Consider the following 12870-nt stretch of genomic DNA (forward strand, 5'->3'; position numbering starts at 1 on the left):
GCTCTTTCGTCGAGTCGAGTTGGTAGCTCTCTCGAAGAATCACGCGGTGACCGTCTTTCGTTCGGTTACGACACGCCGGTCATCGGGATCCGATCCGGCTCGTACACCATCCTGATGGACGCAACCCGGAGCCTCCGCCGAACCACTGTATCTCGACTGATCGATGCTCCGGTGGAAGGTATCCATCTGTCCAGTCGATATACAGTACGGCAGGCGTGATCGACCACGCCGCCAAATGGGAGGTAGCCAGCGACGCGGTCCGCCCATGGGAGATCAGCGATTCTGGACTCCACGTAACACAAGACTTAATGCACGGGATCTCAGCGATGCAACTATCCTAACTGGATCTTGGCTAGACACCGTTCGTCGTCGGGTACCTCAAGGAGGTTGATTCATGTCAGTCCTAATGGAACAAGTTCCCTCTGATCAACGTGACCAGTTTCTCCAAACTTTGATTTCTGGGAAGTATAATCTACTACTCGGAGCGGGAGCCAGTGTTGATTCCACTGACAAGCACGGATTGTCACTCCCGTCCGGTACGGGGCTAACCGAGGAAATAAATTCAATTGCAGGGTCGAGCCAGAAGCAACTTTCCGATGCTTACGAGATTGCCCTAGATCGTGCGCGGCCGGAAATCGAGAATTATTTCAAGAATCGATTTATAGATTGCGTCCCGGCGCATTGGTGGACAATTTTTTCGGAGTGCGTCTGGAACCGTATCTGGACGCTGAACGTTGATGATGTGGTTGAACAGGCATATCGAATCCCGAACAGGAGGGGTCCGCTACTGGCTCGTACCTACTCATGGCGCGATCAGTTGGTCGATGATATCGGACTTCAGGTGGTTCACTTGCACGGAAAGGTGCTGGAGGACGGACCGCTCGATCTGATATTCAGCATTTCCGAATATGTAGACGCGATTGAGAAGAAATATTCCTGGTATCGGAAATTCTTTGATGATTGGGTGGGGCTACCGTTCATAACGATCGGTTCATCCCTATTTGGAGAATATGACCTAGCCCAGGCGACTCGGGCCAAAAGGCCTGCAGGAGATAATCCTTCGCTTTATATTTCACGTGAAATCGCAAGCGAAATGCGTGAGCAGTTGGAAATCAGAAATCTGGTTGGCGTCGAGATGAGTGCCGAGGCAGCGGCGATTGAAATCGAGGCCCTGACCAGGGAGCACAGATCTTCAGTTGCTTATCAATGGCAATCTACGGCCGCGGAAAAATCAGATGTCGCCCGGTTCTCGGCGCAATTCGAACTCCTAGACTTAACGGACGGCAATCGTCCGCGAAATCACGATTTTTTTGGCGGTGCCGAACCTCATTGGAGCGATATCGTGGATGGGAAGGCGGCTGTCTTCGGTTGGCATGAGCGATTAGCGCACCAGCTATTGACCGACCTCAAAGAGCTTGGTCCCGTTCAAAAATTGCACGCAGTTCTCGGTGATCGCTTCTCAGGCAAAACGACCGGTGCGTATATGGTGAGTCACATTATTCGCGAAGAGCAGTTTCCGGTTTTTCTGTTCAAAGGAGATCGCAGAATTGATATCGAATCAACACTCCGTGTGCTCAAGAGTAGATCCACTTCGCTGCTGGTCTACGACGGAATTGCCGATTTTTCGGACGACGTGCAGATTCTCTTGCAAAAGGCGCGCGACCAGAATGCGAAAGTGATCGTACTCGCGCTGGAGCGGAAGCAAAGACGCCATGTGCTGCTTCAAAGCATGGATCCGGACTTCCTTGCGCTATACGACGACAGCAACGGCTATCGTATCGATCCTCTAAATCGATTGGACGCGGAGCGACTCCTCAAGCATATAGAATTGAGTGGACGGTATGCACGAATTCAGAACCTGAATCATGGCGAGCGAATCAAGAAGTTTGAAGACCGGAATATTTTCGATGCCATGAGCGAAATGGAATTTGGGGTCGGATACCGGGATCGGATTTCTCCCAGGTTCAACAAACTTCCTAGTTACGAAGCCCGAGTATTGTTGTTCTTGGTGTCATTTGTCAATAGTTTTGGATACGGACTGCCGTTGCCTTTCGTGGAGGCAAGTGGGATGAAATCCCGCGAGGTCAGAGCGCTCATGAAAACCAAGGAGGCTAATGACCTCCTGGTGATGGAGTTTAGCGCGCTTCATTCAAAGTACAGGTCAGCTGCTCTAAATACAGCAAAATCACTGCTGTCTACCCGCGATATCCAGGACTCAATTGTCGCATTTATGACCAGATTGTCTCCGTACGTCAACAAGAATACAAAACGATCACGCACCTTGGAATATAGAATATTGAAGGCTGTAATGCGGGCGCGAGGATTGCGCACGATATTGCCGCCACCCACTCTTGAAGTCATATATCGCAAACTTGAGCCAATATATGGGGATGATGCGGCGTTCTGGGAACAGCGCTCAATCGCTGCCCAGTTCGATAAGGATTATGCTCCGGCTACTTCGTACGCTGCTCGCGCTGTTGACTTGGCGCCCAGGGACATGCGTAGAAGAACTACGTTTGGCCGACTTCTACTCGTTCGGAGCTACCGAGATGTTGTTCCGGGAGGCCCTGAAAGCTGGGATTTCTACGACCGTGGGAAAGTCGAACTTCAGCGTGCAGCAGACATGTCTCCTAGGAGCGGACTTGTCCTACTAATTCAACTAAATCAAACGTTGCGCTTGTACCGAGAATTGCTTGTTGAGCGTGTACCCGACGATGACTACAATGTTCTCGATGCCGATATTCAGGATATCTATCGTTCATGTCGCTATAATCCTGCGCTGGCGCATACATCCGAGCAAAAAGTGGTTGCAGAGTTGTACGGCATCTTCCTCAAGTATCGGCTGATGCGGAATGGTGAACTGTCAGATGAGGATTCGAGAGTCGTGATGCGAATGAAAATCCCGTCAGTCGGGGAGAATGATGAAGGATTCCTTCAAACTTGATCTGAGGGGCGGTAGTCGCAGGGCCCCGTAGTTGTTGCTGAGCGGGGCTGCCACCTGGGAGTTTGAGGTCCGAGGGAAGGCCGCCGGGGCGGTGGAGCGGGCATGGGGACAGGGACCGATCATGGGTGTGTCTATAAGCATCCAGATCGTCCGCGAGGAGTCACCCATGCCCGCCGGGACAGTGTCCCCGATCCACCCATGCCCTGACCAGCTGACCCGGTTCGTCGGTGTTGCCGCCGACGAGGACCAGGTCTCGCGACTGATGACAGCGCTCGAGTTGTTGCCCGATCCGCGGGACCGCCGCGGCCGCCGCGGCCGCCGCTACCGGCTGCCATCCCTGATCGCGGTGGCCCTGTGCGCGGTCGCTGCCGGCGCTCGTTCGTATTCGAGCATTGCGGACTGGACTGTAGGAGCACCACGGGAGGTGCTCTCTTGCTTGGGTATCCGGTTCCGGGTACCGAGCGAGGCGACCATCCGGCAGGTCCTCGGCCGGGTCGGCGGGGACGGGTTGGACCGGATCCTCGGACGCCACCTGGCCACCGCAGAGAGAAGCGACCGCGAACGCGTGGCTGTCGCGGTCGACGGCAAGACGGTCCGTGGTGCACGAGCCGGCGGGGCACCGGCCCCGCACCTGGTTTCGCCGGTCACCCACACCGACGGCGTGGTGCTCGGGCAGTGCCGCACCGCCGACAGGTCCAACGAGATCCCCACGGTCAGAAGGCTGCTGCGCGGGCTCGACCTGGTCGGCGCGGTCGTGACCGTCGACGCGATGCACACGCAGAAGACCACCGCCCGGTGCCTGCGTGAGCAGTGCCGGGCCGAGTACGTGATGGTCGTCAAGGCGAAACAGGCGGGGCTGCTCGCCCGGATCCGGGACCTGCCGTGGGGGCAGGTGCCGGTGGTGTGGTCCGACCCGGTCAAGCTTGGTCACGGCCGTGAGGAGGTTCGGAGCTACAAGATCGTCACCGTCGTCCGTGGTCTCCGATTCCCGTACGCGCAGCAGGCAATCGAGATCACTCGCCGTCGCCGTCGGATCGGTGCCGGCCGGTGGAGTGTCGAGGTGGTATACGTGATCTGCTCGCTGCCGCGCGAGCAGGCGCCGCCGAGGCTGCTGGCGTCGTGGATCCGTGGGCATCGGTCGATCGAGAGCAAGGTCTACTGGGTGCGGGACGTGACGTTCGACGAGGACCGCTCCACCGTTCGTGCCGGCCACGGGCCTCAGGTGATGGCGACGCTGCGGAACGTCGCGATCAGTCTTCATCGTCGAGCGGGGCAGTCGAACATCGCCCGAGCATGTCGACAGCTGGCGGTGAACCCGCATCATGCTGCCGACCTGGTCCTGACGTCTTGAATTCGCAGGTCACGGTCTTGGAGTTCAACAACTACGGGGCCCTGCCTGACCCACTCCCGAGGAATCACGCGACGACGTCGTACACCACCTCCAGGGACTTGACCAAAATGGACTTTCCACCAGCAATCCTCCGGCAGCAGCTCGGCCCACTCTCAGTAGTCGGTATCGAGCTGGGAGCTCACGGTTTCTTCGTCGGGTGCGTCGGACACACGGGAATCCCGCACGTGACCGGTAATTGGGACCGATGCGGGGTGTGTGCGTCCGTCGATCGCCTGCTCGGCAGCGCGACGCGCGGACGGGCGAGGCTCGGGCTGTCGCTGTTCTTTGGCAGGATGAGACCCGCAGCGACCCCACTTTATGGCCGCCGCATCACGAGGACCACGAAGGAGGGCAGGCGAAGCGTGAGCATCCTGCTGCGGGACGTCATCGACATCCCCGAACGTATCGGCGCCGACGACTACGTGCTGCGGCTGACCGACAGCACCGACGACGATGCGCACATCCGCGCCACCCTCGACGCCTACGTCCTCACCGATTCGCTCAAGGACAACTTCGTCTCCGCGATCGCTCTCATCGCCGACGCGATCAAGAAGAACACCTCCCGCGGCGCCTACCTCGCCGGCTCGTTCGGCTCCGGTAAGTCGCACTTCATGGCCGTGCTCTACGCGCTGCTCGGCAACCATCCGGCGCTGCGCGTCGACCGGTTCCGCGACCTCACCGGCCGCTACGACGGCGAACTCGCCGGCAAGAAGATCCTGCGCCTCACCTACCACCTCATCGGTGCGAAATCCCTCGAACAGGCCATCTTCCAGGGATACGTGCGCCAGATCGCCCGGCTGCACCCGGAAGCGCCGCTGCCCGCCCTGCACGTCTCGGATTCCTTGCTCGCCGACGCCGAGAACCTGCGCGAACGCATCGACGACGAGCAGTTCCTCGCCGGGCTCGGCGGCGACTCGGACACCGGCGTAGACGACGGCTGGGGTGGAGTTCTCGGCGACGGCTGGACCCTCGACCGCTACCAGAGCGCCCTGGCCGCCCCGGCCGAGAGCGAACTGCGCAAGGAACTGGTCTCCGCGCTGGTGCGCAGCTACTTCTCGTCCTTCGTCGAACAAGCCGACTACATCGACATCGACCGCGGCCTCGCCGTGCTGTCCGAACACGCCAAGTCCCTCGGCTACGACGCGGTGGTGCTGTTCCTCGACGAGCTGATCCTGTGGCTGATCTTCTCCGTCCGCAGCAACGAGTTCTTCGGTCGCGAATCGCAAAAGATCACCAAACTCGTCGAAGCCGCCGGCAACCCGCGACCCATTCCGCTGATCTCGTTCATCTCCCGCCAGATGGACCTGCGCAAATGGCTCGCAGACGCCGGCGCATCCGGCTCCGAACAGGAAGCATCCGACCGCGCCCTGCAGTACCAGCAGGGCCGGTTCCGCACCATCGAACTCGGCAACGACAACCTCGCCGAGGTCGCCAACGTCCGATTGCTACAGCCGAAGGACGAGCACGCGCGGCAGGTCCTCGACGACGCGTTCCGTTCGGTCACCCGCAGCCCCGAGGTGTGGGACGTGCTGCGCGACTCGATGAACACCACCGAGGACTACCGCGGCGCCTCCGAACACGAGTTCCGGCTCACCTACCCGTTCTCTCCGGCGCTCGTGGCGACCCTGCGGGAACTGGCATCAGTGATGCAGCGCGACCGCACCGCCCTGAAGGTGATGCAGCGCATGCTCGTCGAACGGCGCGACACCATCACCACCGCCGACCTCATCCCCGTCGGCGACGCCTTCGGGCCCATCGTCGACGGCGAAGACCCCATCGACGGCGTCGCCGGCACCCTGTTCACCGCGGCTGCCAACCTCTACAAGGACAAGCTGTTGCCGCTGCTGCTCGCCCGCCACCAGGTGACCGCCGAACAGCTCGAGACGGACCCCGATTCGGTGCCCGCCGGGTTCCGAGCCCACGACCGCATCGCCAAGACGCTGCTGCTCTCGGCGATCGCCCCCAAGGTCCCGGCGCTGCGCGACCTCACCGCCTCCCGCCTCGCCGCGCTCAACCACGGTTCGATCAAGACCCGCATGAAGGGCGGAGAGGCCCGCGTCGTCCTCGGCGTGGTCCGGGAATGGGCCAAGGACGTCCCCGAGATCACCGTCTCCGAGGGCACCAACCCGATCATCCGGGTGCAGCTCGCCAACGTCGACTACAACTCGGTGCTCGAACGCATCCGCGGCGAAGACAATCTCGGCAAACGCAAGGTGCTCATCCGCACCCTCGTGCACAAGGCACTCGGCGTCGACACCAAGCAGGACGACCTCGCCGGCGGCGCCACGCGCACCGTGATCTGGCGCGGATCCCGCCGCGAGGTCGACGTCGTATTCGGCAATGTCCGCGACGCCTCATCGGTCCCCGAACAGAACTTCGACAACCGGCCCGGCACGTGGCGGCTCGTCGTCGACTACCCGTTCGACGAACAGAACTTCTCCGCCGCCGACGACATCGCCCGCATCGACCGACTCCTCGCCGACGGCGACCGCCACACCATCGTGTGGCTGCCGAAGTTCTTCTCCGACGACGCGATGCAGGACCTCGCGCTGCTCGTCAAGCTCGACTGGCTGTTCACCGGCACCGGCGACCGCTGGCAGGAGAACACCGACCACCTCTCCCCGTCGGACCGCGCACAGGCCCGCGGCATCCTCGAAAACCTGTACCGGGGCACGCTCCACTCGTTCGAGCGGCTCCTCGAACAGGCCTACGGCATCGAAGCGCCCGACCCGAAACGATTCATCGACGACCCCGGCCACACCGAGATCCTCGTCTCGCTCAGCAAGGACTTCAGCCCCAAGCTGCCCACCGCGCTCAACCTCGAGGACGCCTTCGACAAGGTCATCGACCAGGCCTTCGCCGCGCTGTACCCGAACCACCCGCAGTTCCCGAGCCCGGACGAGGAAATCACCGCCCGCCACTACGAGATCGTCCGCGGCTTCGTCGAACAAGCCGTCGCCGACCGACAGGGCCGTGTCCCCACCGCCGGGGCCGAACGCAAGGTCGCGCAGCGCGTCGCCGGGCCGCTGAAGGTCGGCAAGGCCACCGAAGACCACTTCCTCTTCGGGGAAGACACCTTCGCGTTCTGGGCCGGGGAACTCGACCGGGCCGCCGCCGACACCGACCGCGTCACCGTCGGCGTGCTGCAACGCCGCATCGACGCGGTCAACCCCGCGTGGGGCTTGCGGCCCGAGGCCCGCGACCTGATCGTCGCGGCCTGGGCGCTGCTCCGCAAACGAGCCTGGTTCGAGGCCGGCTCCCCGGTCCCGGCACCGGCCCTGGGACGGATGCGCGAAAGCATCGAACTGCGCGCCGAAGAACTACCCGAACAGACCGCCTGGGACGCCGCACGGCTCACCGCGACCCAGCTGTTCGGCTACACCATCCCGCGCACCTACCTCACCGGCGCGAACGTCGCGGACTTCGCCCAGCAGGTGCGGGTGAAGGCGGGGGAGCGGACCTCAGATCTGCGGCAACTCGTCGAACGGCTCGCCGACGCCCACCGGGTGCTGGGCTTGGACATCACCGACACCGACCGGATCAGTGCGGTCCGCGCACTCGTCGAACTCTGTGACCGGCTCGTCGGCACCGCCGGCAATGTCGCGCTCATCGATCTGCTCGCAACGGCGACACTGCCCGTCGCGATGGAGACCGCGGGCAACCTGCGTACCGAGGCAGCGGACGACGCGCGGGCGTTGCGCAACGTGCAGTGGAAGCTCGTCGAGACCCTCGTCGCCGGCGCCGAAACCGGGGGCGAGCGCGGTGAATCCGCACGGGTGATCCTGAAGAGCCTGCGCGAGTTGGTCTCGACACCGGGAAGGCAGCTATCGGAGCTGAAGTCGCTGGAAACCCGCGTGGTCGAGTGGGTCGTATCCGAGGTCAAAGACGACGAGGACGTCATTGACGACGAAGAGATCATCGACGACGGTGGCGACGACGTCGAGGACGGAACCGGGGCAGACGTGGTCACCGACCCCGACACGGTCATCCTTCACGGCATCGATGACATCAAGTCCGTTGCCGACCAGTTGCGGAAGGCATTCGCCAAACACGGACCGGGTCTGCGCGTGAAGTGGTGGGTCGAATGAGCACCCTCACCGTCACCCGCCCCATCATCGCCGCCAAGCTCACGAAGGCCGTGGAGAAGCGGCACCGGAACGGCGTCCTCGGGCTGCGTGCCGCCCCGAAATGGGACGGCGGCGCCTTCGTGCACGACGGCGTGCCCGTCACGGTCGTGCCGTGCCCGTCGACCTTCGCGGTGTGGGAGGCGCTCGAACAACGCAACCACGACGAATGGCTCGTCGTGCTCACCCCCATCGAGGAAACGGAACTCGGTGTCGGGGTCCTTGCGCATCTCGTCGACGGTCGTCTCATCAGTCCCGACCCGTGGGATGCGCTGCGATCCATGTTCTCCGCGACCACCGTCGAACCCGCGCTCTATCGGGTGGCCAACGATCGTGCCCTCGCGATGGGATTGCTCGCCGCGATCCCCACCACCGCGGTCACCCCCGCGCCGGGTGGGGTCCTCACCCGCGCGCACGCGATGTCCGCCGTCGCTCGGGGTGCGCTGGCGATGACCGACGACCCGGCCACCGAGATCGACACGCTCGTCGTCCTCGAATGGAGTCGCCGGCCCGGCGCTGCCGCCGAATTCGAGCGGCTGCGCACCGACGGCGGGACCGAACTCGTCGCCGCCACCACCGCGTGGCTCGCCGAACGAGCGGGCCGCCTCGCCAAACCCGTTGCTGCGCTATTGAAGACCCAGCGCATCGCTGACCTGGTCCCGCTCGGATTGCTCGCCGGCCTCTTCACGGATCCCGGCAGCGACCTCGCGCGCGGCCTGTTTCTCGGTCGCTACGGGCTGACCGGCCTCACGGACGAGGACCTCGCCGCCTGGCACGACGACTCGTCCGGACTCGTCATCGGCACGCTCACCGACAGTGAACGACGTGCCGTACTCGAGTCCGCCGCCGCACACGCGCGTGAACTCGGCATCGACGACCTTGCGGGTCGCTCCGAGTTGCTCCCGCAAGGCCTCACCGCTCGACTCGACGCACTCGCCCACGCCATCGAGGTGGCCATGCCCGGCGACCCCGTCGAGTTCGGGCCGAAACAGGGCGGCCTCGACAATGTCGAACGGGCGTGGCAGCAGACGCTCCGCCACCTCTCGGCCCGTACCTCCTCCTCGTACCGCGCCGCCGAGGCCACCGTGCGATTGCTGCGCTGGCTGGCCGTCGACACCCCCACCACCGGAAACCTCGACGATCACACCCGGCGATACATCGACGGCGACGGCTGGGTCGACGCGGCGCTGGCCGCTGCGTACCGCGGCTCGGACCACCGGGCGCTCGCCGACGCCATCACCCTTGTCATCGACGCTGTCACCGCCCGTCGTCGCGGACACGACCGCCGGTTTGCCGCGGCGCTCGCCGACACGCCACACCCCACCGGGCCGGTCGTCGAACAGCTGCTGCGCACCGTGGTGCTGCCACTCGCCAAGGCCCGACCGACCCTGCTGCTCGTCGTCGACGCGCTGTCGATCGCCGCGGCCACCGACCTTGCTGCTGCCGCGGCCGAACACGGATGGAGCGAAGCCGGGGTGCTCGGCGGCTCCCGCCGGACCGCCGCGCTGGCGGTGCTCCCGACGCTTACGCAACGCAGCCGGTGCTCGTTGCTGACCGGTGACCTGCGTGAAGGCGACGACTCCGCCGAACGCACCGGATTCCTCGACGCGTTGCGCTCGGCCGGACTCGAAGCAGCCCCCGGCCGGGTCGATCCGATCTTCCACAAGAAGGCCCTCGACACTGTGCCTGCGGGTGCGGACTTGGCCACCGACGTCGCCAACGCGATCGCCGATACCACCGGTCGGCCGCTTGTCACGGCGGTACTCAACTTCGTCGACGACACGCTTCACCACACCGATCCCGGCGGAACCGATTGGGGAATCGGCAACATCACCCACCTGCGGGCGCTGCTGCAGGCCGCGCAGCGCGCCGGGCGCGCGGTGATCATCACGTCCGATCACGGTCACATCATCGAGCGGCGCACCAGCGTCAAACTCGCTCGCGCGAACCTGTACGGGCAGCGGGCCCACGGCGACCTCGCCCACGTCGAGGACGGCGAGGTCGTGGTGCGCGGACCGCGGGTGCTCACCGACAGCAACACGGTGGTGCTCGCCGTCGACGAGACCGTCCGTTACGGACCGGTCAATGCCGGTTACCACGGGGGAGCGGCACCCGCCGAGGTGCTTGTGCCGGTCCTCGCATTCCACACCGGGGAACGCCCGGCCACCCTCACCGCACTCGATCCAGTCGAACCGCGGTGGTGGTACGCCCCAGTGCAGATCGCAGCACCCGCTGAGCCGCCGACGGCACCTGCGCCCACGAAACAGGCGGCGCCCACCCTGTTCGACACCGACGAACCGGCCCCCGTCACCGTGAACGTCGCCGACCAGGTGATCGCCACCGCGGTGTTCGCCGATCAGGAACGGCTCGCCGGTCGAATCGTGGTGCAGCGTGAACAGATCCGAGCGCTGCTCGCCGCACTGCTCGCGGCGCCGGCGCGGGAACTGACCGCGGCGCAAGCGGCGAGCCTGCTCGGCATCGCCCCGGCCCGCGTCGGTGGTGCGCTGCTGCAGATCAAGCGGGTGCTCGACGTCGAGGGCTACGAGGTGCTGCTGCTCGACGGCGGTGTCGTCGGACTCGACGAAGCGGCCCTGCGCGAACAGTTCGGCATCGAGTCGTGACAGCGCCGGTGTCGCCCCGCCGACGTCGAGAGATCCTCGACGCACTGCGTCGCGGCACCGTGCCGGCCAACGGACTCGACCAACTCGCCGTCGGCCTCGGCAAGTTCGAAACCGAACTCGATGCCGAACTCGGGGTGGTCGCCGGTGGCGGCGCGATGTTCAAGGCGGTGCGCGGAGACTACGGCTCCGGCAAGACGTTCTTCGCCCGCTGGCTCGCCGACCGCGCCATGAAACGGGGCTTCGCGGTCGCCGAGGTGCAGATCAACGAGATCGACACCCCGCTGCACAAACTGGAAACGGTGTACCGGCGCAGCATCGAATCGCTGCGCACCGCGTCGATCCCGCCGTCGGCGCTGCGTCCGGTCCTCGACGCGTGGTTGTTCACCGTCGAGGACGACGCCGCGCGGCAGGGCGTGGGTGTCGAGGAGTTGCTCGAACGTCGGCTCGCCGACGTCGCCGCGCGAGCCCCCGTGTTTCCCATGGCGATTCGCGCGTACCGTCGCATGGTCGAGGAGGCCGATCACGACGGCGCCGATGCCCTGGTGGCCTGGCTCGGCGGCCAACCGCACGTCGCCGCATCGGTGAAACGCCGCGCCGGTATCAAGGGCGACCTCGACCATTTCCTTGCCCTCGGCTTTCTCCGCGGATTGCTTGCGGTGCTGGCCGACGCGGGCAATGCCGGCCTGTTGCTCGTGCTCGACGAGGTGGAGACACTGCAGCGAGTCCGTTCCGACGCGCGTGCCAAAGCCCTCAACGCGCTGCGTCAGTTGATCGACGAGATCCACGACGGGCACTTCCCAGGGCTGTATCTGCTCATCACCGGCACACCGGCGTTCTTCGAAGGTCGGCAAGGCATCCAGTTGCTGCCGCCGCTGGCGGACCGACTGCACACCGATTTCTCCCGCGACCCGCGCTTCGACAACCCCCGCGCCCCGCAGCTACGGCTGACCGGCTTCGACCTGGACCGGCTCGTCGAACTCGGCGGTCGCGTACGGGAGTTGTTCTGCACCGGCATCGACGCGGGCGATCGGGTTCGATCGACCGCCGATGACGAATTCCTGCGTCGCTTCGCTTCCGCCGTCGCCGGCAGCCTCGGGGGCAGGGTGGGCATCGCGCCGCGATTGTTCCTGCGCAAACTCGTCGACGTCCTCGACGTGGTCGAACTGCATCCCGACTTCGATCCGTATACCGACTATGACGTGAAGATTGCAGCATCGGAGATGTCAGCCGCGGAGCGAGAGGCTGTCAACGCCGACGACATCGACTTAGATCTGTAGTCTCCGGAGACCGCCAATTATTCAGGCTCCATTGAGCTTCCGTCCGGCCGCTATGTACTTTGCGCTCAGGTCTCGGTTCACATCCTCGATGTATTCGGCTGATCTCTTCGCAGGATCAACTGCCCTCGGACTCGTATGGAAGGTCGGAAACTCCCGAATTGCCATAGCAATGTGAGGGTCGAGCTTTTTCATCAATGCCCAGACCCGTTTTGCGACGACGCCGTTGAGTATGACCGCCTCTAGCTGCGGCGTGAGTTCAAGGAATCCGCAAAGTGCTACCGCAGCTGCGCGGTCGGTATTTTCTGTTTGGGGATGTGGCTTGGGCCACGGGTAGGCGTTCCACGAAACGATTTGTGAAACGTCTACACCCGCTTGGGCCAAAAAGTACGGTCAAGTCCCTGGAGGTGGTGTACGACGTCGTCGCGTGATTCCTCGGGAGTGGGTCAGGCAGTCAAGGCCGGTGTCACCTCCCCGGTCTCCTCGGCGACACTGTCGGCGGGCTTGTCGGTGCGGG

The 12870-nt window shown here is 63.9% G+C and carries 5 protein-coding genes; all 5 read left to right on the forward strand.

Annotation, left to right across the window (positions count from 1 at the left end; all coding sequences use genetic code 11):
• Window positions 1-394: 394 nt before the first annotated feature.
• The 5 genes from G6039_RS28295 (at window position 395) to brxD (ending at window position 12356) form a co-directional block, all read left to right on the forward strand.
• The gene (locus tag G6039_RS28295; protein WP_152103846.1) at window positions 395-2944 is read left to right on the forward strand and encodes a P-loop NTPase; all 2550 of its coding nucleotides are present in this window, start codon (window positions 395-397) and stop codon (window positions 2942-2944) included.
• A 166-nt stretch (window positions 2945-3110) separates the two neighbouring features.
• A complete protein-coding gene (locus tag G6039_RS28300; protein WP_029543711.1) occupies window positions 3111-4295 on the forward strand; it encodes an ISAs1 family transposase in 1185 nt (394 codons plus the stop codon).
• 401 nt (window positions 4296-4696) lie between these two features.
• Window positions 4697-8422, forward strand: coding sequence for a DUF6079 family protein (locus tag G6039_RS28305; RefSeq protein ID WP_043796947.1), 3726 nt, complete (start codon window positions 4697-4699; stop codon window positions 8420-8422).
• Entirely contained in the window at window positions 8419-11079 is a 2661-nt protein-coding gene (gene pglZ, locus G6039_RS28310) for a BREX-2 system phosphatase PglZ (protein ID WP_029543716.1), read from the forward strand. The genes G6039_RS28305 and pglZ overlap by 4 nt, the downstream gene beginning before the upstream one ends.
• Window positions 11076-12356, forward strand: coding sequence for a BREX system ATP-binding protein BrxD (gene brxD / locus G6039_RS28315; protein WP_029543718.1), 1281 nt, complete (start codon window positions 11076-11078; stop codon window positions 12354-12356). The genes pglZ and brxD overlap by 4 nt, the downstream gene beginning before the upstream one ends.
• Window positions 12357-12870: the final 514 nt, after the last annotated feature.

The sequence above is a fragment of the Rhodococcus aetherivorans genome (assembly GCF_011058165.1).
In the GTDB taxonomy this organism is placed as follows: Bacteria; Actinomycetota; Actinomycetes; order Mycobacteriales; family Mycobacteriaceae; genus Rhodococcus; species Rhodococcus aetherivorans.